The following is a 23621-nucleotide window of genomic DNA, read 5'->3' as shown; positions in this document are numbered from 1 at the left end:
AACCTTGCCCAAACAATAGCATGATGTATATTTTTGTAAACAATTTTTATCAAAGTAACATTAATGTTCTCATCCAAAATATTCACCCTGATTTCAGGTGTGATTAGTGCTTTAGTTTTTGCTCCAATTTTCTTTATACCTGGATTATTTGCCTTGGCACTGCTATGTTATCAAGTACAAATTGCTAATAGCTGGAAAGAAGCCTCTATATTAGGTTTTATATTTGGCTATGGGCATTTTTTAGTCAGCATGTACTGGATTAGTATAGGGGTTACTGTTTATATTGATGAATTTTGGTGGGCAGTGCCACTGGCATTATTTGGCCTACCAATTATTTTGGCTTGTTTCATTGCTACAACCTGTGGCTTCGGATTCCTAGCCAAGAGTCATAATTTTTATCAGTTTATCTTTTGCCTTTATTGGGTATTTTTTGAATGGGTAAGATCATGGATATTTACCGGGTTACCATGGAATTTGCTTGGATATGCTTTTTCATTTTCTGATATTCTAATTCAGTCTTCTAGTATCATAGGAATATATGGGTTAAGTTTTATTGTAATATATATATCAACTAGTTTTTATCATATCTTTACTAAACAATATAATCTATTAAAAATATTATTAGCAAATTCATTGATAATAATCTCTCTAATAACTTCCTACGGTTTATTAAAGCTCCATAACAATCCTACCAGTTTCTCAAATATAAAAGTCCGACTAGTTCAGCCAAGTATTCCACAAATTGCTAAGTGGGACGTTGAAGAATTTTGGAAAAATTTTAATCTTCATATCGCATTGTCTAAAGAGCCGGGCAACGTAGACCTAATTATATGGTCGGAAGCTGCTATGGTAGCACCGCATGATTACCAACCAATCAAAATAAAAATATTAAAGATGCTAAAAATTAAAAAGGCAATTTTAATTACTGGTGGTATAACAAATAATGGTAAGAACGGGGAGGATTTTGAAATTTATACGAGTTTATACGCTTTAACAGAAGTGGGAAATAAATTATTTGAGTATCATAAATCTCATTTAGTACCATTTGGTGAGTATATGCCTCTCAAATGGCTATTACCATTTAAGAAATTAACCGCTGGGTTGTTAGATTATACCGCAGGAGATAGACAGCTCGTTAGTCTTGATAAACCTAATATAACCATAAAACCACTTATTTGCTATGAATCAATTTTCCCAAATTTTGTCCGAACGAGTAATAAACTCTCAGATGTGATCATTAATGTCACTAATGATGCATGGTATGGAAACTCCACTGGTCCATACCAACATTTACAGATTAGTCGTATGCGTAGTGTAGAAAACGGTCTTCCTATGCTTAGAACGGCTAATAATGGTATATCGGCTGTAATAGATCCCGTAGGCAGAATTATTCAACAACGTCACATCAATGAAGTAGGTTATATAGATAACTTACTTCCTAACAAGCTAAAATTTGAAACTTTATATTCACAATTTGGAGATATATGTGCCTTGTTAGCAATAATAACTACCCTTATTAGTTACATTTTAATAAAAAATATTATTAATATCAATAAAAAATTACTTGATTAAGCTAGAATATTATACTATCATTAGTTGCAATAGGTAGAGAAATATTAAATTATTATAACAATGAATAAATATAATGAATCAAAAGAAAGAATAAATATAATTGTAGGTATGCGTTTAAAAAAGCGTCGTATAATGCTCGGCATGAGCCAACAAGAATTGAGTGAAGCTATTAATCTTAGTGTAAAACAGATACAAAAATATGAAAATGCTACTACCCCCATAGCTGGCAGTATATTGTATTTTTTTGCAAAAATATTAAATGTATCTATTGAATATTTTCTTGATATGACTAAAACTACTGAGGTATCAGAGGATTACCTATTTGGTACACAAGACAACAATAGTCTTGTAAATAATATTATTGCTGAAGATAAAGCAGAGTATTTAGTACCTTTAAAATACGATACAGAAAAAGAAGTATCTTATCTTGTGGAAGGATTTACCGAGATTCAAAATCCACATATTAGGCAGAAAATAGTTGAACTGATTAAGTCAATAGTAGCATCTCAAGGTAATCAAATATAAACCGTAGTAATTAACTAGCTTTACAAGTTGGTCAACTATCGAATTTGGGATAAGAATTGACTAATTCTTATCCCGAATTCGCGTAGCTAGGGTTATTTTTTTGCTTTACTAGCATCAATATCATAAAAACTCCTTGCTCTTTCAACTATCAGATCAAACTGTTCTTCATTGGGAGTTTGTGGTGTAGCTCCTTCAATAAATGTTCCACCAATAACCCCTACATCATCAGCACTACTGCTAGGTAAATGCTTTGGATGCATGTAAAAATACCAATTTACTGCTTGCCCAGAACTAGTTTTACCATTACCTAAATTAACTGAAATTAAATATTTCACATCTTCAGGATCTTGGTTTTTTAACATAATTAAATGTCCTTGGCCAGGAGTCATTGCATTATCATTATCAAGCTCTTTAGCACCAAGACCGGTACAATCTACTATATATTTAGTTTTAATTTCTGCAAAATTTTGAATTTTATTTTTAATAAAAGGTACTTTCTTATTTTTTAAATAAGTTGTCAAACTTATCATCATTTTTGGTACATTGATCAGAATTCCGTCATCGTAAGCTACCATAACTCTTGTTGTACCATTACCAAAATCAAGTACTACATCTTTGGCTGGTTGCATTACCCCGGCAGTTACATAAGGTTCTAGATCTGATTCTTCCCTAGTTGGAAAGTAAGCTGGCATTATAACAGCTCCATCTATAAAATTACTCTGTTGTTTTTTAGCAATAGCAGAATAAACTTTATAAGCATTAACAGCTATTTTATTCATCATGGGGCATTTGGTGGATAATCCATGAAAGAAGGCTTAAGCAATCCACCAGCATTATTAGAAGCCAGTCCATCAAATTGGTCAGCAATAATAGTGATGTTACTATACCCCTTTTCAATCAGATCATAAGCACTCCATAACCCCATAACACCAGCTCCGATAATAGTAATGGGAGTATCAGGTTTTAAATCAGTAGCATATTCTGATTTTTGCAATAATTCATTAACATAAGCAATAGCTCCTGGTGCTAATGTCCAACCGCTACCACTATGACCATAATTATGGGCAATAACTTTATCACCTAGCTTAGTAACAGTCATATTTGGTATACCATGCCTTGTAGGGCGATAACATATAATTCTTTGACCAAGATTAACAGCTTCTAGTTTTAGTGGGACAATTTTTCGTATTTCAGGTTGAGCTTGTGGTTGAGCGTACACCGTTGGTAACATAAATATTAGAACCATAGCAAAAGATTTAACAGAATTAACCAATATGTTCCAATATTGATATAGAGTAGGAGGTAGTAACTTCAATAAGGTGGTAAACATATTTAACTCATTAATTAAAGTTGATTATTAACTATTAGCAACATCATACGCATTAGTCTATTATGTAAATAAATCTGATCTAAAGATATATTATTTTTATTAGCAATATGTGATAATTTCCTTTCAAACAGTAGTTGAATATATAAGATGTGTTTTAGTAAATAAAGACATAAAATTTTTGGAAGTGGCACTTGCTACTATTTCTAGGTTTGTTTCCTTTATTTCAGCTATTTTTTCTGCTACATATTTAACAAAGGCTGGCTCATTTTGTTTTCCACGCATTGGAACAGGAGCTAGGTAAGGAGAATCTGTTTCAATTAATAATCTATCTAGTGGAATATAACGTACTATATCCTGTAAACTAGCTGCATTTTTAAAAGTTACAATTCCAGCAACCGATATATACATACCAAGGTCAAGCATTTTTTTTGCCAAATGTTTTGAGGAGGTAAAGCAATGAATAAGACCGGTAAATGGTGCATTTTGCATTTCACTGCTTAAAATATCAATGGTGTCTTCTTCTGCTTCTCTTGTATGTACTATAATTGGTAACCCGGTACTTTGAGATGCTTGTATATGCTGTTCAAAAGAACCAATCTGTTTATTTTTGTCGGATGTTTGGTAATAATAATCAAGACCAGTTTCACCAATACCAATAATTTTGGGGTGATTACAATATTCCATAATAGTTTCGTACGAGACAATTTCCTTGACTTCATTGGGATGAACACCGCATGAGGCAAATATATTGCCGTATTTTACGGTTATTTCTAAAATAGCCGGTAATTCCTCAAGGGTAGTACAGATAGTCTGCATGTACTGAACACCATTATCCTTAGCCCGAGCTATTATTGTTGATAAATCTTCTTTCAACATGTTTAAATGGCAATGAGAATCAATTAATATCATGAGCGTATCTAATTTTTTGAGACTATTCTATTAGCAATTATATTAGCAATTTTTTCTACTTCATTAAGTGGGACATAATTATACTGTTCAAGCTGAGTTACAGATTCGTCTAATATTCTCGCTATTGCTAATTCTACCAATTTTTGTATAAACGATAGATGTTTAGGTAATTTAAAATTATTAGGGCAAAATATGTAAAGAGGCTTGCCAGTGGAGGCTGCCTCACTACACATTGAAATCGAATCAGCAGTGGAAATTATGTAATCTGCCTGTGATAACATACCAAAATAAGGGTTAGGTTTAGTGTTTTCCTCTGTTGGATCATAAATAATAGCAGAGGAAGATACATTGTTTTTAATAATTTCTTTTGCTGAATTGGGGGTGCGTCTACTAAAACTAATAAACAAGCTATATTCTGTGCTTTTTTGTATAAGATTAGATAATATTGTTACAATTTGACAAGCATTATCATCGGTAAAAGTATAATTTTTACTATTACCACCGATAATTACTGAGATAAATTTCCCAAGTTTTGGATAATTTTTACGTAATTCAATGCCACCATCCTGTATTTTTGCTTGGACATTGTTCAGAGCCCCAGTAATTCTCAATATACTCAAATCACTTGAGTACATATTTAGTTCTTCCTTACTAACTTTATCATGGTGTGGTAAAATAATTAGATCAAATTGCTTGAGCGGTAGGTTAGGGTGCATAATTTGAACAATTTTTATTCTACCATTAGACTTATGTTTTAAATAACTTGCTAAAGAAGCAGTTCTTCTCCCGGCAGAAATTATTAAGTCTGGGAATCCTTGCCTGTCTGTAATAGTTTCCCACGATTGTAATAGTTCCTTTTTTACATGGATAGGTCTGAATCGGAGTAAGAAATTTGGTAAATTACCCCAAAAATTATATTCAATAGGTTTTAATTCATAACCAAGCTTGATATTTTCTGCTAGAGCTATGGCTTGATTAACGTTACCTACGCAGCTGTCAGCCAGTACCCAAATTTTAGGTTTAGTAGTATCTATCATATTTTTTTTCTATCTATATTATTATTCCTAGCTCAAGCCTTATTAATAGCCAGTTGACCATCAGTTGATTTTATGTTTATCGTATCACCGCTCATGATACTACTCGAAAGAATCATTTTGGCAAAATGATTCTGTAGTTCTCGTTGAATAACTCTCTTTAATGGTCTAGCACCAAACATTGAGTCATAGCCCTTATCAGCAAGGTAATTTATAGCTGATTCATCAAATTGCAATATAATATTTTGTTGCAAAAGAATTTCTTTCAGATTATCCAGTTGTATTTTAACAATATCATGTATGTTGGCACGATTTAGTTTATGGAATAGAATAATCTCATCTAGCCTATTTAAGAATTCAGGTTTAAATACGGCTCGTACATATTCCATTACTTGTTCTTTGATTTTATGTTGATCATCTTCTTCTCGTTGATTAATAAGTATTTCAGCTCCAAGGTTAGAAGTAAGAACAATAATGGTATTTTTAAAATCAACGGTTATCCCTTGACTATCGGTCAGTCGTCCTTCATCTAAAATCTGCAGCATGATGTTAAAAATATCTGAATGAGCCTTTTCTACTTCATCAAATAAAATAACTTGATAAGGTCTCCTACGCACTGCTTCTGTTAAAGTTCCTCCCTGTTCATAACCAACATATCCTGGAGGGGCTCCAATCAAACGTGATATCGAATGCTTTTCCATATATTCAGACATATCAACTCTGAGAATAGCGTTACGATCATTAAATAAAAAAAGTGCTAAAGCTTTGGTTAGTTCAGTTTTCCCAACACCAGTTGGGCCTAAGAATAAAAATGACCCAAGTGGTCTATTAATATCTTGCAAACCAGCACGAGATCGACGTACGGCATCGCTGATTCCTCTTATAGCTTCATCTTGACCGATCACTGACTTGCGAAGTTTATCTTCCATAGCTAGTAGTTTTTCACGTTCGCTTGATAGCATTGTATCAATCGGTATACCAGTAATTCTAGATATGATTATAGCTATATCGTTTTCCGATACGACTTCTTTTGATAGTTTGTTATCTCCTCCTTCTATTGCTTGTTGTAGTTTCTTAGTCAAATCAGGAATAATACCATATTTTAGCTCACTAGCCCGTGCAAGATCGCTACTTCTTTCTGCTCGTTCAAGTTCTGCTTTAGCTTTTTCTAGTTCCTCTTTTAATTTTTGCTCAATATGTATTTTGGATTTTTCAGCTTGCCAGCTAGCACTCATATCATAAGAAAGAGATTCAAGTTTTTCTAATTCATCTGTTAAGAGGATAATTTTCTTTTTTGAATGTTCATCATTTTCTTTTTTTAGAGCTGCTAGTTCAATCTTTATTTGAATAATACGGCGATCAAGTTCATCCAATTCTTCCGGTTTAGTAGATAATTCTATTTTTAACCGACTACATGCTTCATCAATCAGGTCAATGGCTTTATCTGGTAAGTAACGATCAGTAATATATCTATTAGATAAAGTGCTGGCAGCAACTATAGCACTATCAGCAATTCTTACACCATGATGTAATTCGTATTTGTCTTTAATACCACGTAAAATTGATATAGTATCTTCTACTGTTGGCTGGCTAACGTAAATTGGCAAAAACCTTCTAGCAATCGCTTGATTTCTCTCGATATATTCACGGTACTCATCTAGGGTGGTAGCACCAATACAATAGAGTTCCCCTCTAGCAAGCATGGGTTTTAGTAAATTTGATGCATCCATAGCTCCATCTGTTTTGCCAGTTCCTACTAAAAGATGTAGTTCGTCAATAAATAAAATGATTTCCCCACTAGATTCTTTAATCTCGTTTAATACCGCTTTTAGTCGTTCTTCAAATTCTCCGCGATATTTAGCTCCAGCAATTAAAGCTCCCATATCAAGTTCAATGATACGGCAATTTGCTAGCGTTTCCGGAATGTCTTGGCTAAAGATTCTTTGAGCTAACCCCTCTATTATGGCTGTTTTACCAACTCCTGGCTCTCCTATCAGCACTGGATTACTCTTCATTCTTCTTGATAAAACTTGTACGGTTCTTCTAATTTCCTCATCTCTGCCAATTATTGGATCAAGTTTACCAAGTTCTGCCAGCTCAGTAACATCTCTACCATATTTCTTTAGGGCATCGTAAGTACTTTCAGAAGATTCGCTATCTGCTTTCTTACCTTTTCTTAACTGCAGAATTGCGGCGTTTATTTTTTTACTAGTTATTGAATTATCCAATAAGATTTTACCAGCAGGTGTTTGGTCATACGATAATGCTTCAAAAACTCGCTCAATAGTGATAAAACTATCAGCATTATCCTTAGCAATATCTAGGGCTTTATTAAGTAATTTTAAGCTTTCCGATGATAAATAAAGCTGTCCTCCTCCCTCAATTTGTACTTTTGGGATTTTGTTTAATTCTATAGTTACAGCTTTATTTAAATCGTCTAAGCTACTACCCAAAATATTAATGAGATTAGTAATAATGCCGCTATCATCATTTAACAAACTCGCCAGTATATGTAATGGCAATAGTTGCTGATGATCATTTTTTGCTGCTAAGCTTTGGGCATTAGAGATGACAGATTTTGTATGTGTAGTAAATTTATCCATGTCCATTTCAATAACCTTATAAATTGTAAATTAGGTCAAACTTTACTAGAATATATCATACTATTTGACCCCACTAAGTATTTTATATTAATATTTTATATAATTAATGATTAATAATAATACAAGGGGCTATAACCATAACTGTTGAAAGTTAGTAAATACAGCTTCCTTATACGTCTATTAGCGAGAAGGCCGTAAGGCCGACGAAGCAATCCAGTAACATCATTTATCTATTAGATTGTTTCCTAGATTGCTTCGCTTACGCTCGCTAATAGACGCTGTGGTATAGATATTTGTAAACTTTCAATAGTTGTGGGGCTATAACTAACCCGAAAATGTTTGAATCATGGTTTGAGTCATGAAAACGATGCTAAACTAGCACTTATTTTAACAGATTGACAAATATATTAAATTCAGATATCCTCTAGTCCTTAAATTCGAGTAAGCGAAGAAATCTTAAGGACTAGGTTTTAAGGACTGAAAAAGAGAGATTAGGCGTCAAAATTACGACATCCTTGCTTTTACGAAAGGGCGGCAGCTCGAATCTGTCATTGCCCGCTAATAATATAAATAATTAAATAAGTGGAATTATGACAAACTGTATTAAAAAATCATTATTTGTTACAGCTGGTCTTGCTGTAATGGGTTTGGGACTATTTTTGGGTAATCCTAGTAGAGTTGATGCTGCGGTTAAAGAGGGACAAAAATTTTCAGATTGGGTAGTTAACTGCACCACAGATGCTGAAAAAAAACAGGTCTGTTTTTTAAGTCAAGCAATTAACTCTACTAATAAAGATGGTAAACAACAAGTGTTAGCTGTGTATCAAATAGGTTATTTGGGTAGTGGTAAGGCAAAAAGTTTAAAAATGATACAAATAGTTCCTACTGATGTTTCTGTTGCTCCAGGTACGTCAATTATTAGTTCCCAAAAATTAGTTGCTCCAGGTAAGTACGTTACTTGTACAAAAGATTCTTGTCAGGCTGTTGTTGAAATATCAGATAAAGATCTTAAAGATATTTTATCAAAAGATGCTAATCCTATCGTGGGGATAATGAATTCAGCTGGTCAACAAGTAAATCTTCCACTCTCTACGAAAGGTCTTGAAGAAGGCTTGAAAGCGTTGAAGTAAATTAAGTTATAGCTAAACCGAAAAAATTTTAGCCTAAAACCGTCTATTAGCGAGTAGACCGTAGGTCGACGAAGCAATCCATATGACAAGCTTCATGGATTGCCACGCTCACATACGTTCGCTCGCTAATAGACATATATGTCTATTAGTTTAAAATGCATTTTTTCTTATATTAAAGCCAATTCGGGATAAAAATTAGTTACTTCTTATAGGTTATCCCAATGAGTATTTGTCCTAATAAATTATCTGAAACAGATAATGAAATATACCAAATTATTAATGCTGAAGAAAAGCGTCAGCATGATTTTATCGAATTGATTGCTTCTGAAAATTTTGTAAGCCCGGCAGTATTAGAAGCACAAGGGTCAGTTCTTACCAATAAATATGCTGAAGGATATTTTGGAAAACGCTATTATAATGGTTGTGACGAGGTTGATAAAGCTGAGATTTTGGCGATAGAACGAGTAAAAAAACTATTTAATTGTAACTATGCTAACGTTCAGCCTCATTCCGGCTCTCAGGCTAATCAGGCAGTATTTTTAGCCCTATTAAAACCACATGACACCATACTTGGTATGTCGCTAGATACAGGGGGACATTTGACTCATGGTGCTTCCCCTAACTTGTCTGGCAAATGGTTTAACTCTGTATCTTATTCGGTGAATAAAGAAACTTTCTTAATTGATTATTCACAAATAGAGCAAATGGCCGTGCAGCATAAGCCTAAATTGATTATAGCCGGCTATTCTGCTTACTCACGTCAATTAGATTTTAGCAAATTTAGGGAAATTGCTGATAGAGTAGGGGCATATTTGCTAGCAGACATTGCTCATATTGCCGGACTTGTTGCTACAGAGGAACATCCAAGCCCCTTACCTTATGCTCATGCTGTTACCTCTACTACTCATAAAACTCTGCGTGGTCCACGTGGTGGTATTATTCTTTCAAACGATGAGGAATTGGGCAAAAAGATAAATTCTGCTTTATTTCCTGGCATGCAAGGTGGACCGTTAATGCATATTGTTGCAGCAAAAGCAGTAGCGTTTTTGGAAAACTTACAACCAGATTATCATCTTTATATAAAACAGGTTATGAGTAATGCAAAAGCTCTTGCTAACAGTTTAATGGCAAGAGGCTATGATATTTTAACTAATGGCACTGATAATCATATAGTATTAGTGGACCTACGAAAATATGGTATAACTGGTAAGATGGCCGCAGATTCACTTGAAAGAGCCGGCATAACCTGTAATAAAAATGCTATACCATTTGATACAACTTCACCGTTCATTACTTCTGGTATTAGGCTTGGTACTCCAGCATGCACCACTAGAGGTTTCAAAGAAAAGGAGTTTATAGAAGTTGGCGAGATGATTTGCAACGTATTAGATGGGTTGAAAGCTACGCAAGATAATAGTGATTGTGAGCAAGAAACTCGCAAGCAAGTTAAAAAATTAGTAGATAATTTCCCGATTTATGTTTAAACATATTGTTTCCTAGATTGCTTCGCTTACGCTCGCAATGACGCTGTGGTATAGGTATTTGTAAACTTTCAACAGTTGTGGGATGACACCCTAAACTATTAAACCGATGCCTTACATCAAACTCAGGTTAGGTTAGCTATAACTCCCTTTCATTTCCTTAATTTTTGCAATAATCTTTTCTAGGATATTTGAAGGAGTAAGGCCAAAATATGAGTATAGCTCTTCAGAACAACTAGATAGACCAAATTGGTCGACTCCAAAAAACAGTCCGTTTTCTCCGATGATTCGATGCCAGCCGAAGCTACTTGCAGCTTCTATAGCCACTTTTAAGTTACCCCTAGATAAAATATTTTGGATATAGCTAGGTTTTTGTTTAAAAAATAGCTCAAAACATAATATTGATATGACCTCAGCTTTAAAACCATGGTTAGTTAGCAGCTCTTGTACTTTTAGAGCAATTGATAATTCAGAACCTGTGGCAAAGATAGCAACATCTACTTTTTCTTGATTATTCCCTAACAATATATACCCACCTTTAGAGCATAAATTTTGTAAACTGATGGGGCTAACTATTTGATTTTCCCTATGTTGAACTTTAGTAACTTGAGGGACAGCTTGTCTTGTTAAAGCAAGAACAGAAGGTCCTTGTTTATTAGATAGTGCAATTCGCCAAGACTCGGCTGTTTCTATATAGTCTGCAGGACGTAGTACCATCATATTTGGTAAGCTTCGGAGGCCTGCTAGATGTTCAACTGGTTGGTGAGTAGGTCCGTCTTCTCCTACACCGATTGAATCATGAGTCATTATATAGATTACTTGTTGCTGCATAATAGCAGAAAGTCGCATACTTGGCTTCATATAATCAGAAAAGGCTAGAAAAGTCGCACCTACAGGCAGAAATCCTGATAATGACAGTCCGTTCATGATAGAACCCATAGCATTCTCACGAACACCATAATGGATGTAGTTACCACTAAAATCATCTTTACTGATTACTTTACTATGATTATTTTTGATATTATTGGATAATGATAAATCAGCTGATCCAAAAATAATTTTATCAGATAGTTTGCTTAATTCTTCTACAATTCTACCGGATGAACTACGGGTTGCTTCATCTTTTATCGGGATAGGGATATTATCAAGAAAAGAACAATCAATATTAGGTCTAGCAAAATACGCTTTAAAATACGCTTTTTGTTCTTGACTTATATCAACAAAGTTTTCCTGCCAATTATTATAACTCACTTGATTTCTTAGCCAAGCGATGCCCCATAGGTCTTTTAATTCTTTTGGCAGACCAAACTCTTCATCCTTAAAACCTAAATTTTCTTTTAGCAATTTAACTTCGTCTTTGCCAAGGGGCGAACCATGGGCTGCATTTGAATTTACCTTGTTAATAGAACCTTTGGCAATTAAAGTACGACAGGCAATGAAGTAGGGTTTATCAGAATTTTTTGCCCTAGTTAAGCTGGCATTAATTTGCTCAAAATCATGTCCATCAATAGATTCGGTAATCCAACCCATGGCAGTAAATTTAAGCAAATGGTCCTCAGATACGGTAAGGTTGGTAGAGCCATCGATGGAAATTTTATTATCATCAAATAAAACTATTAGGTTATTAAGGCATAAATGCCCAGCTAAAGAAGCAGCCTCGTAGCTTATACCTTCCATTAGGCATCCATCTCCAATTATACAGTAAATCTTATGATCACTAAGATCTTTGCCCAATTTTTGTTGATATTTTTTTTGACCAATAGCCATACCCACTGAAGTAGCAAATCCCTGACCTAAAGGACCTGTAGTAGCCTCAATAGCTTCATATGCCCCATATTCTGGATGTCCAGGAGTTTTTGAATGTAATTTTCGGAATTGTTTTAAATCTTCTAAGTGAAAATTTTTATAATTTGTTAAATAATAAAAACTATAAAGTAACATAGAACCATGGCCAGCTGATAGAACTAGGCGATCACGGTCAAACCAAGTTGGATCATTAGGATTGAATTTAAGAAAATCAAACACTAAAACTGTCATCACATCTGCCATGCCAAGTACCATACCCGGATGCCCTGACTTGGCATGCTCTATGCTATCACTTGCTAAAACTCTAATACAGTCACTTAATTTGCAATATTCTTCTGAATATTTTGGTATTTTATTAAACTTCATTATGATAAATATCGCTTTTATGTTAAAAGATATATACTTTTCTAGTTTCAAGAATTGGAATATATTGATAAAAATTTTTTATGAATCTACATCAAAATAGATATTATGACAACAAAACTATTATCCGTTTTCTCGTGGTTTACTACTTTATTTCATCAATTACGGTTATCAATCAGTTCAATAAATTTTTACCAAGATGTTTATAGATCATATACAGGGTATGGAATTAAGTACATATTTACTGTATCTTTTATATCATCATTGATTTTTTGTCTTTTTATATTTAATTATTTGTTGGCTTTGACGGATTATTTTACTGAAAACCGCTCTACAAAAAGCACCACAACTATTGAATATATATTAAAACAGTTACCAAGAATCTATTATGATGGTAGTAAAATTTCAGTTGATCAAGATGAACCTATATATTTACTCGATGAAAATGGTAATAAAATTGCTGTTATAGACTCAAAGAATCAACTACCTTATAGCGAGAAAATTAAAGTTCCTCTCCTCTTTAGTAGCAATAATATAACCCTTACTACGATTGAAATAACTGATAAAAAAAAGAGTGCATTTAGTATTGGATATTCTAAATTATTTACTTCTGATCGAAAAATTCTAACTGAAGAAGTCATTAAAAAGCATTTCTCCGAGATACTTACACAAGCACCGAAGGTATTTATTTACATTTTAATGCCAATAATGATAGTCTTTCGTTTTGTAACAATTTTATTCGAAAAAAGCTTTATTATCATATTAGTATATCTGTTAACTAATTATTTTGGGCCTAAATCCTCTTGGCAAACATGCACTAGGATAGTATTATTTTCAAGTGGAGTGACTATTTTATTACAACCTATTATCGTTATATTTTTACCAAAATTGAGCGGCATGGTATTTTTTATACAAATGTTTGCCTATTTTTTACTCTTTTTGGGGATGTTGCAAATACGAAGTAAATAGGGCTAGGTGATGCACACAAAATTCTTCAACGTCATTGCGAGGAGGCATGAGCCGACGAAGCAATCCACAAAAAATATAATAAGTAATTTGGATTGCCACGTCGCCACTAAAGTGGCTTCTCGCAATGACGTTTGTTGAACTTTTGACAGTTGTGCCTTGCAATGATGGCATGGACTCCGTCCAAACCCATCAATGGACTTCGTCCATATATGACGAAAAAGAATTTTTAACTTGCAGAATGTAGGTTTATTGTATATACTTGTTTATACAGTAACAATATTAATGATATTATGCAAACTCAAATCCAAAAATGGGGAAATAGCTTGGGAATTAGAATTCCTAAACATCTAGCTGATAAGTTACATTTTCAACAAGGTACATTTGTTAATTTAGAAACAGCTGATAACTATTTGATTATCAATACAGAAACATCAGAATTAGATATATTATTGGATAATATTACAGATTCTAACTGTCATCATGAAATATTAAATGATGACATTGCTGTAGGTAATGAATCGTGGTAACATTCATACCTGAAAGAGGGGATGTAGTTTGGCTTAATTTTGAACCTCAAAAAGGCAAAGAGATTCAAAAAACACGACCAGTGGTAATTCTTACTCCTTATAAATATAACCTTAAGAGTGGTCTTGCTCTATTTGTACCTATCACTAGTCAAATTAAGGGCTATCCTTTTGAAGTGATAATAAACTTTAAACAAATAAAGGGAGCAGTATTATGCGATCAAGTACGATCTATGGATTGGAAAGCCCGCACAGCAACTAAAATTCTTACATTAGACAAAATACTCATAAATGTTATATTATCAAAATTAAGACTATTATTGTAGTTATACATTGCTATGAAACAAATAAAATGGCTGTTGTTCGTCATTGCGAGGAGGCGATGGAATCGCCGACGCGGCAATCTAGGATACGCGAAGCGTTACTCTAAAAAAACAGCTTCGCTGTTTACCTGGATCACCACGGCGTCTGCGACGCCTCGTGATGACGGTTGTAGCCAATTTATGACTCCTTAAGTTGACGCCTATGTGCAATGATGGCATGGACTCCGTCCAAACCCATCAATGGACTTCGTCCATATATGACGTATCTAGTAAGTAAAAAATATAGGATGTTTATTTGAGACAGGATAGTATACAAAGACTAGCAAAAGCGATTAGTAACGCAGGGATATGTTCAAGACGTGATGCAGAACTGCTTATTAAAAATAATCAAGTAAAAGTAAATGGTGTTATTATTGATTCACCAGCAACCAATGTTGATGAAACTAGTGTTATTGAGGTGTCGGGAAAACTAATAAATCAACAACATATTCCGCGTTTATGGGTATATTACAAACCTGTTGGACTCATTACTTCGCATAAAGATACAAGTGGTAGAGAAACGGTATTTGCTAGTCTTGCAAAGATGAATCTGCCTAGAGTAATCTCAATAGGGCGACTGGATATCAATAGTGAAGGGCTATTATTACTAACCAATAATGGTGATTTAGCAAGAAAGTTTGAGCTACCATCAAGTAAAATAGAACGTGTATATAAAGTCAGAGCATATGGTAACCCAAATCTTTTGCTAAAAAATTATAAAAATATAGAAATTTATCAAATACGTTATGATCCTAAATCAATTAAATTAATAAAATCAGGCAGAACAAATTGTTGGTTTGAAGTAGTCTTGACTGAAGGTAAAAATCGTGAAATTAGAAAGATATTTGAATATTTTGGCTTGACTGTTAACCGGTTAATTAGAATTAGCTATGGAGATTTTTTATTAGGTAATTTGCAACCAAATCAGTATAAAGAACAGCCATTCGAAAAATTTAAGAAATTTTTATGATTAGAATTATAGCAGGCAAACATAAAAATCGGATCATACCTACCTTAAAAAACTCTAACTATCGTCCTTCCACAGGGAAAATCCGAGAGGCCATCTTTAGTATACTAACTTCAGGAGAATTTAGTAATGGCAGATTATTTACCAAGGAGTCTAAAGTTCTCGATTTATTTGCCGGCACTGGTAGCTTAGCTTTTGAGAGCTGTTCTAGAGGAGCTGGAGCAATTACATTAGTTGATATAAACGCTAATTATTTACAGGTAGCAAAGGAGTTTGCTAGTAAAATAGGTGAGCTGGATAAAATGACTTTCCTAAATATCAATGCAGTAGCTCTACCTTCGGCTTATCACAGCTTTGACTTAATTTTTATTGACCCTCCATATTATCATAATCTTGTACCGAAGGCAGTTAATGCTTTAAAAAAAGGTCAATGGTTAAAAGATGGTAGCATTATTGTAGTCGAACTTGCTAAAAGCGATGATTTTAGCGATGATTCTTTACAGCTAATTAAAGAAAAAATATACGGTGATAGTAAATTGCTTATTCTTCAAACTGTTCTATAATATATATTATGGAAAATAAAACTTTAGGTTTAATCTGAATTAATTCTTATCTTTCTTATAACTTTTTATAAAGAAGCATTGCATCACCATAACTAAAAAACCGCATTCTCTTATCTATAGCATATTTGTAGATATCAGTTATTTCCTGATAACCCGCGAATGCACAAACTAACATGAATAATGTAGACTTTGGCAAATGGAAATTGGTAACTAACATATCAACAATTTGAAATTTAAATCCCGGTCTAATAAAAATGGTTGTTTCAAATTCTCCGTCTTGTATTTGTCCATGTCCATCAATGCTACTGCTTTCTAACGCCCGTAAGGACGTCGTTCCCACGGCTATTATCCGTCGGCTTTCTTTTTTTGCCTTATTAATGATATCTGCAGTTTTTTTATCTATATGATAATATTCTGAATGCATTTTATGTTGATCAATATCCTCAGTTTTAACTGGTAGGAACGTCCCTGCCCCAACATGCAAAGTAATAAAAGCAGTTTCAATATTTTTTGCTTTAATTAATGCAAGTAATTCATCAGAAAAATGTAGCCCTGCAGTTGGAGAGGCTACTGCTCCAAGTTTTTTACTATAGACTGTTTGATATCTATTATTATCTTCTAGTAAATTTTCCTGCCTCTTTATATAAGGAGGTAGCGGGATTTCACCGTATTTTTCTAAAAATTCAAAAACTGAGAGATTATCTAGAAAAAATTCGACCTCAACCTGCCCCATTACAAGTTTTTTACTTATGATAATCTTATTGCAACCAAAATCAAATTGATCTCCTTCATTAAGTCTTTTTGAAGGCTTGGCAAAACCATGCCAACAATTATTATTTATTGGCTTATTTAGGTATAAATCGATCTTTTTCCCATCTTTATTCAATAGCAATTTGGCTTTAATAACTTTACTATCATTAAACACCATTAAATCACCAGGGCATAGATAGTCAATTATATCATAAAACTTGCTCTGCACTAAGTGATTATTTGGTGCAGCTATCAACAAATTAGACTCATCTCGTTTTTTTTCTGGTTTCTGAGCTATTAATTCAGTCGGTAAGGTAAAATCAAAATCAGATAATTTCATTGTACCTCTCATATAAATTTTGGGGCGATTATGTTTTAATATAATCTGCTCGTCAATGATTATTTCACAAATCCCTTGTGTTACTGTAATATTAGCTAGACAATTATAGGTTTCTTTTCTACTATTCTATACCAATTATTGTATTTTAACCTATTAAAACAGGTTCTATGTGCTTATCTAAGGTTAAAATACTTATAGCAAAGGTGCTATTTGTAATATCTGCATTGGGAACTGTAATTATTCCACCAATTACGGTATATGGAACTGGTGATTCATCTAGGCATAAGGCTGTAGAACTTTTTAATACTCCATTGGTTATTAATGAAAAACGAACATTTGAACAGTTTAAAAAACAGTTGGGTGTTAACCGACCCAACTCTTACCTAACTAAGGTGGCTAATTTTTTTAACCGTAAAAAAACACAAGGGCAAAATGAATTCCCACTAGAAGAGCTGAATGTTGAATTTATTTCCTCTGAATTTTATGATGATATAGCCCCTGATGAACCTTATGTGGATATAGAAAAAACAAAAAAAAAATCAGGAGGATACAACCGATGGACAACAACCAATAGTGCCAGTAGCTAATATACCACAACAAGCAGGATTAGAAGGAGTTGGAGCAGGACATAATCCTGCCCCACTTCTATTGCCTAATAATGTACAACAACAAAGAGAAGATGGAGACGAAGTTAGAAGACCACCAATACACGTATATGTACCACAAGATCATTTGCAAGTAGATATAGAAGAACATGCACCGCCAGCAAGGAGAGATGGAGCTGTTGTAGTACCGCCAGCAGGAGGAGAAGCAGCACCGCCAGCAGGAGGAGAAGCAGCACCGCCAGCAGGAAGAGAAGTAGCACCACCAGCAGGAAGAGAAGTAGCACCACCAGCAGGAAGAGAAGTAGCACCACCAGCAGGAGGAGAAGTACCACCAGCAGGACCTACATCGCCAGCAGAAGCTATAGTGCCACAAGAAAAAGTTGCACAGATAGCAAGGGTAACAGTGGCATTAGCGGAAGAATTATTACAAAAACAAAAAGAAACAGTGAGAAATATTGCCTTAGCACTGAATGAAATAATTATCTTGTCTCATGAATTCGCAAACTCATCTATTGATTTAAGATTAAGCGATTTAAAACATCTAAACAATCTTTCTCCACCCGCTGCTGATGATGAAGATGATATTGTTCCTAAAAATGTGTGGGGTAGTGGTACGATAGGTATAACCAAATATAATGGGAAATGCTTGTTAAGTAGCTATACTGGCAGAACTAGTGCCACAACTATTGGAGGCGATTTAGAGTTACCTAATGGCAGCATTATTGGAGGAGCTTATAATTATGTTCTCTCTAACTTTAAATACAAGAATCGTACTGAGAAATTTACTGCCCACACCCACGTAATATTTATGTATGGTCAAACTAACTTGTCTGAGAAACTAATATTACAAGGATTCCTTTCCCTTGCTTCGGGTAATGTTTCTGCAAAATTACCAGTACAAAACCAGCTAGCTAAAGCTAAATTTGCTAATAGCTCATATAGTAGCAAGCTAGTAGTTGCTTACAAATCAAAGGTTGGTAAAGCTTTAATTATCCCCCATATTGGGCTTAAATATGGGGGGCAGGATATTGCTGGATATGAGGCAAGCTTTGAAAAACAAAGTCTATCGGTAGCTGCTACTAACAGCCGAAGATCTTCGGGGCTTATAGGATTTGAAGTAATTATGCCAATGAAGATTAGTGATACTACCCAAGTGATTCCTAGATTGCATATGGAAGTCGAAAAGTTTTTGCATAATAAGCAGCAGAAGCTTCATATGCAGGTCATGTCATATCCATCTAGCAGCAGAGAGGAAATATTGCTGCTTGAAAAACCTACTAAATACAACTACAAAATTGGTGGAACTATCACTATAAAACGTGGAGCAACAGAAATCATGGCAGTATATAACTATTTAGCATCTAATAATAAATATTCAAGCCATCAAGGTTCACTTAAATTAAAATTATCGTTCTAGCCTCAACTATTAAACCAAACTCAGATTATATATTATCATTCGAGTATATCCACATCCACCTCTTCCTCAGGGCTATCAGCAATCAATGCGGTAGAAACTACTTTTTCTCCTTGTTCGGTTTTGAATAATATTACACCACTAGTATTACGACCAGTTATACGTACAGATTCAAGTTTACACCTAATTAGTTTGCCATTATTAGTAATTAACATCAACTCATCAGACATATCAACCGGCATTACTCCAACAACTAATCCAGTTTTGTCAGACACATCCATATTAACAATACCGCTACCACCACGGTTAGTAATCCTATATTCGTATGCGGAACTTCTTTTTCCGAAACCATTTTCACTAACAGTAAGAATAAATTCTTCTGAAATAGCCATTTCTAAAATCTGCTCTTTACTTAAATGTACACCAAATTCTTCCGGGGTAAATTCCTTGCCACCTGCTATTAACAACCTATTCTCTATAGGAATTGATAGATAGGCTTCTCTTTCTTCCATTGTACATGCTATGCCTTTTAATATTGTCATAGAAATAACGTAGTCACTAGCAGCAATCCTCATACCTCTTACACCATCAGAAGTACGGCTTTTAAATACCCTAACTGAACTAGCTGGGAATCTTACAGCTTTACCAGCTTTGGTTGCCAATAAAACATGGTCTTCATCCTTACAAACTTTAACATCTATTAAATGGTCATTATCATCAAGTCTAATAGCAATTTTGCCATTTGATTGAATACGTTTAAAGTCTGATAAATCATTCCTTCTAATGTTACCTTGGCTTGTAGCAAAAATAATATTCAAACTATCCCACTCATCCTGATTTTCAGGCAAGGGCATAATATTATTTATACGTTCTCCTTCTTTTAAAGGTAAAATGTTGACTATTGGTCTTCCTTTACTCTGAGGATTACCAAGTGGTAGTTTATATAATTTTAAGCTGTATACCTGCCCGGTATTTGAGAAAAACAACATCGGTGTGTGAGTACTGCCAACAAATATTTGAGTGGTAATATCTTCGTCCCTCATTGACAGCCCTGACCTCCCCTTTCCTCCTCGTTTCTGTGCTCTATAGGTAGCAAGAGGTACACGTTTAATATAACCGCCCAATGTCACGGTTACAACCATTTCTTCTCTTTGGATAAGATCCTCAATATCTTGATCAAAGTCACCTAATTCAATGCTAGTAAGGCGGGGGGTAGCGAACTCATCTTTGATTCTAATTAACTCATTTTTTAGGATATCTAGAAGTTTCTCACGTGATGCTAGAATGTCAGTATAACCGCTAATCTCCGTAGCTAGTTCTGCAAGATCATTTTCTAATTTATTTTTCTCCATAGCAGTTAAACGTTGCAATCGCATTTCAAGAATTGCTTTTGTTTGTGTTTCAGTAAAATAACATTTACCATCATCTGCTATCATTGCTCTATCATCAACAAGTTTTACTAGATCTATTATAGATGACGCATCCCAAGTTCTTTGCATTAGTTGCTCTTTAGCACTTGCCGGATCATTTGAAGATTTAATTATTCTAATAACCTCATCAATATTACTAACAGCAATCATTAGTCCCAATAAAATATGCGCCTTATCACGAGCCTTATTTAACAAATATATCGTCCTGCGAGTTATTACTATTTCTCTAAAATTGACAAAAGCAGCTATCACTTCTTTTAAGTTCATAACTTCTGGTAGCCCATCTCTTAGAGCTAACATAATCACACCAAAACTAGTTTGTAGCTGGGTATAGGAATATATTTGATTCAGCACCACTTCTGTTACAGCATCTTTCTTTATTTCAATTACTACTCGAATACCATCCTTATTTGATTCATCTCTAAGATCACTGATACCTTCAATACGTTTTTCCTTGACTAGTTCGGCAATTTTTTCAACCAATTTAGCTTTATTAACCATATATGGTATTTCTGTAATAATAATAGCCTGTCTATTATTAGATATCTCTTCAATTTCGCTGCGTCCTCTAGTTAAAATACTCCCCCTACCCGTTAAATAAGCCGACCTAATACCGCTTGTACCAAGTACTATACCAGCAGTAGGAAAGTCAGGGCCTTTAACTACGGTCATAAGTTCTAATATTTCTACATCGTTATTATCAACATATAGGCAGCAAGCATCAATTATTTCTCCAAGATTATGAGGAGGAATATTGGTAGCCATGCCAACAGCAATACCATTAGTTCCGTTTACCAAGAGATTGGGAAACATTGATGGTAGTACCAATGGTTCTTTTTCAGAACCATCATAATTTGGCGTAAAATCAATGGTTTCTTTATCAATATCTTCGAGCAATGTATGAGCAACTTTAGCAAGTCTTGACTCTGTATACCTCATAGCAGCGGCAGCATCACCATCTCTTGAACCAAAATTACCCTGCCCATCAACGAGCAGTACTCTTAAAGAAAAGTCCTGTGCCAGCCTCACTAATGAGTCATAAATTGCAGCATCACTATGCGGATGGTATTTACCCATCACATCACCGACAGTTCTTGCTGACTTACGATAAGGTTTGTTAAAGTAATTAGATGCTTCATACATTGCATAAAGGATTCTGCGATGCACTGGCTTTAGACCATCACGTACATCTGGAATGGCTCTACTGACGATTACACTCATCGCGTAATCTAAGTACGATCCCTTCATTTCATCTTCAATGTTAACAGATATTGAGTTTTGACGATCTAAATTAGTCACAGTTAGAACCTACATTTATTAATTAGAATAGTTTAAGTATATTACATATTCGGAAAAAAATCTATTGCTGAATGAGCGTAGACTAGCTGGAAAAGCTATTTTTTTCCAAGTGTAGCTATAACCCGAAGAACAGATTCCCCAGTTGAGGAAAAAAAAGGAATTAAATAGATAGGGACAAGTTTAAAAGCTCGAGACGTCATTGCGAGGAGCTGCGATGCAGCGACGAAGCAATTGTAAGTTAAAAGTATGATATCCATTTTTAATCACTTTTATGGATTGCTTCGTCGGCTCATGCCTCCTCGCAATGACGCCATTTTACTATGGTTAGCTATACATAACATCTTTTTTTAGATTGCCTGAATTTCAAATAAATCGGCAGGCTAAATAATGTTAAAATTCTTATAACATAGTAATAACGGTAATCACATGCCATGGTAGCAAAAAATAGTACTATTGAAAAAACAATAGATATTGCTACGATATATGCCAAAATAACTTTCTCTGGACTATTCGATTGTTTATTTGTTAGAATAGATAAATATACAAATATTAATATAAAACTAATAAGATTTATTGTTAAAATCTTTGGATATAATTTTAAATATTTAATTGTCCAATTTTTTAAGTAATTCTTTTTAATATCCATACCATGTTTTTGAGCTTCGTTAAGTTCAATAAAGGCGTAATGATGGAATCCCCAGTTTTTCATTAACATAACAAAATTCATTGTACGATGTTTAAGAAAATCTAGTGGATAGTAAGTGATGGCTTGTTTATAAGCAGATTCCATTTCTTGTAACTTTACAGGATCTGCTGTAAAGGCATAAATCCTAGTATCATCAAAAATTAATGGATCAACCCGTCTAGGAGTGTAATGAACTTTAAGCTTCTCAAAACTATATAAATCTTGGTCTTCTTTAACATATTTTGGCACTAAATCATCATTATTGATAGCAACACTTACTCCAGCAATATCAAATAATTGACGTAATTGCTCTGAATGACTTTCAGTGGAAAAATGCTTAGTAAGTTTAGCATTACCATATATTATTAATAGCGAAATGATGCAGGTTAGTATTATTCTTATTAACAAGCTAGTTTTAAGATAAATTGACAATACAAACAAAATCAAAATTGGAGCTATAAATTGTGCTTGAAATTTAACACCAACAATATAAAAAACAATTAACAATAATCCAATAACTACCAACAAAGAAGCAGGTTTTCGGCGATAAGTATAAAAAATACAAGTAGCTACTACAAAGAAACTACCAAAGGCAAAAGCTACATCTTTCCAAATTGTTCCAGATTGGGATAATATATTAGGTAGAAATGGTATTAATAAGTAAAGCCATCTGTATTTATTTTGTTGATCAGCGTAAAGAAGTAATAATATTCCACCCCACAATAATGCTAAATTTAATAGTAGCATCGTCTGCGGACCTTGGTAAATATAGTGAAGTAAAGACCACACCATTGACATTAACGGTGGGTGATGAGAGAAATAGTTTTTATTAATACTCTGCCCATATTGATCGAAACTGTCATATGACATACCACCAGGATAGGCAGAGGCAAAATGTAAAGACATTAAAAATAAACACAAAATGACAGGGTAATATTTACGCAAAAACTCTGTACAGCA

General features: G+C 34.0%; 20 protein-coding genes. 11 read left to right on the top strand and 9 right to left on the bottom strand.

Features of this window, described 5'->3' with window-relative positions; genetic code table 11:
• Positions 1-63: 63 nt before the first annotated feature.
• On the top strand, positions 64-1572 hold the full coding sequence (gene lnt, locus AAGD53_RS03970; RefSeq protein WP_341762270.1) for an apolipoprotein N-acyltransferase: 1509 nt from the start codon (positions 64-66) through the stop codon (positions 1570-1572).
• A gap of 60 nt (positions 1573-1632) precedes the next feature.
• Positions 1633-2097 (top strand): helix-turn-helix domain-containing protein, encoded by a 465-nt coding sequence (locus tag AAGD53_RS03965; RefSeq protein ID WP_341761007.1) that lies wholly within the window; start codon positions 1633-1635, stop codon positions 2095-2097.
• A 92-nt stretch (positions 2098-2189) separates the two neighbouring features.
• Here AAGD53_RS03965 and AAGD53_RS03960 read toward each other — a convergent pair whose 3' ends face one another.
• The 5 genes from AAGD53_RS03960 to clpB form a co-directional block, all read right to left on the bottom strand.
• Positions 2190-2879 carry a hypothetical protein gene (locus tag AAGD53_RS03960; protein ID WP_341762269.1) on the bottom strand — a complete coding sequence of 230 codons (690 nt, stop codon included), beginning with the start codon at positions 2877-2879 and terminating at the stop codon, positions 2190-2192.
• On the bottom strand, positions 2876-3427 hold the full coding sequence (locus tag AAGD53_RS03955) for an FAD-dependent oxidoreductase (RefSeq protein WP_341762268.1): 552 nt from the start codon (positions 3425-3427) through the stop codon (positions 2876-2878). Before AAGD53_RS03955 ends, AAGD53_RS03960 begins: the two co-directional genes overlap by 4 nt.
• A 123-nt stretch (positions 3428-3550) precedes the next feature.
• Complete coding sequence (locus AAGD53_RS03950; RefSeq protein ID WP_341763412.1) at positions 3551-4333, bottom strand: TatD family hydrolase; 783 nt, start codon at positions 4331-4333, stop codon at positions 3551-3553.
• Positions 4334-4344: 11 nt separating this feature from the next.
• Complete coding sequence (locus AAGD53_RS03945) at positions 4345-5373, bottom strand: mitochondrial fission ELM1 family protein (RefSeq protein ID WP_341762267.1); 1029 nt, start codon at positions 5371-5373, stop codon at positions 4345-4347.
• Between the two features lie 32 nt (positions 5374-5405).
• Positions 5406-7979: an ATP-dependent chaperone ClpB gene (gene clpB / locus AAGD53_RS03940; protein ID WP_341762266.1), complete on the bottom strand. Its 2574-nt coding sequence runs from the start codon at positions 7977-7979 to the stop codon at positions 5406-5408.
• A 584-nt stretch (positions 7980-8563) separates the two neighbouring features.
• Between clpB and AAGD53_RS03935 the strand changes: the two genes are divergently transcribed.
• Together AAGD53_RS03935 and glyA are read left to right on the top strand one after the other, a co-directional pair.
• Positions 8564-9103 carry an invasion associated locus B family protein gene (locus AAGD53_RS03935; RefSeq protein ID WP_341762265.1) on the top strand — a complete coding sequence of 180 codons (540 nt, stop codon included), beginning with the start codon at positions 8564-8566 and terminating at the stop codon, positions 9101-9103.
• Between the two features lie 221 nt (positions 9104-9324).
• Positions 9325-10587, top strand: a complete 1263-nt coding sequence (glyA, locus tag AAGD53_RS03930) for a serine hydroxymethyltransferase (protein ID WP_341762264.1) — start codon at positions 9325-9327, stop codon at positions 10585-10587.
• A gap of 132 nt (positions 10588-10719) precedes the next feature.
• On the opposite strand, the gene tkt is transcribed toward glyA, so the two are convergent.
• Positions 10720-12756, bottom strand: coding sequence for a transketolase (gene tkt / locus AAGD53_RS03925; protein ID WP_341762263.1), 2037 nt, complete (start codon positions 12754-12756; stop codon positions 10720-10722).
• A 105-nt stretch (positions 12757-12861) separates the two neighbouring features.
• On the opposite strand from tkt, the gene AAGD53_RS03920 reads away from it, so the two are divergent.
• The 5 genes from AAGD53_RS03920 (at position 12862) to rsmD (ending at position 16138) form a co-directional block, all read left to right on the top strand.
• Entirely contained in the window at positions 12862-13722 is an 861-nt protein-coding gene (locus AAGD53_RS03920) for a DUF1189 family protein (RefSeq protein ID WP_341762262.1), read from the top strand.
• Positions 13723-14012: 290 nt separating this feature from the next.
• Complete coding sequence (locus AAGD53_RS03915; protein WP_341762261.1) at positions 14013-14249, top strand: AbrB/MazE/SpoVT family DNA-binding domain-containing protein; 237 nt, start codon at positions 14013-14015, stop codon at positions 14247-14249.
• Complete coding sequence (locus AAGD53_RS03910) at positions 14243-14572, top strand: type II toxin-antitoxin system PemK/MazF family toxin (RefSeq protein ID WP_341762260.1); 330 nt, start codon at positions 14243-14245, stop codon at positions 14570-14572. The genes AAGD53_RS03915 and AAGD53_RS03910 overlap by 7 nt, the downstream gene beginning before the upstream one ends.
• A gap of 307 nt (positions 14573-14879) precedes the next feature.
• Positions 14880-15578 carry a pseudouridine synthase gene (locus tag AAGD53_RS03905; RefSeq protein ID WP_341763411.1) on the top strand — a complete coding sequence of 233 codons (699 nt, stop codon included), beginning with the start codon at positions 14880-14882 and terminating at the stop codon, positions 15576-15578.
• Positions 15575-16138 (top strand): 16S rRNA (guanine(966)-N(2))-methyltransferase RsmD, encoded by a 564-nt coding sequence (gene rsmD, locus AAGD53_RS03900; RefSeq protein ID WP_341763364.1) that lies wholly within the window; start codon positions 15575-15577, stop codon positions 16136-16138. The genes AAGD53_RS03905 and rsmD overlap by 4 nt, the downstream gene beginning before the upstream one ends.
• A gap of 55 nt (positions 16139-16193) precedes the next feature.
• On the opposite strand, the gene queA is transcribed toward rsmD, so the two are convergent.
• The gene (queA, locus tag AAGD53_RS03895) at positions 16194-17228 is read right to left on the bottom strand and encodes a tRNA preQ1(34) S-adenosylmethionine ribosyltransferase-isomerase QueA (protein ID WP_341763363.1); all 1035 of its coding nucleotides are present in this window, start codon (positions 17226-17228) and stop codon (positions 16194-16196) included.
• A 167-nt stretch (positions 17229-17395) separates the two neighbouring features.
• On the opposite strand from queA, the gene AAGD53_RS03890 reads away from it, so the two are divergent.
• On the top strand, positions 17396-17815 hold the full coding sequence (locus AAGD53_RS03890) for a hypothetical protein (RefSeq protein WP_341763362.1): 420 nt from the start codon (positions 17396-17398) through the stop codon (positions 17813-17815).
• A complete protein-coding gene (locus tag AAGD53_RS03885; protein ID WP_341763361.1) occupies positions 17802-19250 on the top strand; it encodes an autotransporter domain-containing protein in 1449 nt (482 codons plus the stop codon). The genes AAGD53_RS03890 and AAGD53_RS03885 overlap by 14 nt, the downstream gene beginning before the upstream one ends.
• A 35-nt stretch (positions 19251-19285) precedes the next feature.
• Here AAGD53_RS03885 and gyrA read toward each other — a convergent pair whose 3' ends face one another.
• Together gyrA and AAGD53_RS03875 are read right to left on the bottom strand one after the other, a co-directional pair.
• Positions 19286-21925, bottom strand: coding sequence for a DNA topoisomerase (ATP-hydrolyzing) subunit A (gene gyrA / locus AAGD53_RS03880; RefSeq protein ID WP_410521126.1), 2640 nt, complete (start codon positions 21923-21925; stop codon positions 19286-19288).
• Between the two features lie 379 nt (positions 21926-22304).
• Positions 22305-23567: a hypothetical protein gene (locus tag AAGD53_RS03875; RefSeq protein WP_341763359.1), complete on the bottom strand. Its 1263-nt coding sequence runs from the start codon at positions 23565-23567 to the stop codon at positions 22305-22307.
• Positions 23568-23621: the final 54 nt, after the last annotated feature.

The organism is Candidatus Tisiphia endosymbiont of Melanophora roralis (genome assembly GCF_964026575.1).
Lineage (GTDB): Bacteria > Pseudomonadota > Alphaproteobacteria > Rickettsiales > Rickettsiaceae > Tisiphia.
Note: the sequence above shows the minus strand (reverse complement) of the source record. Positions and strands in the feature narration are given on the sequence as shown.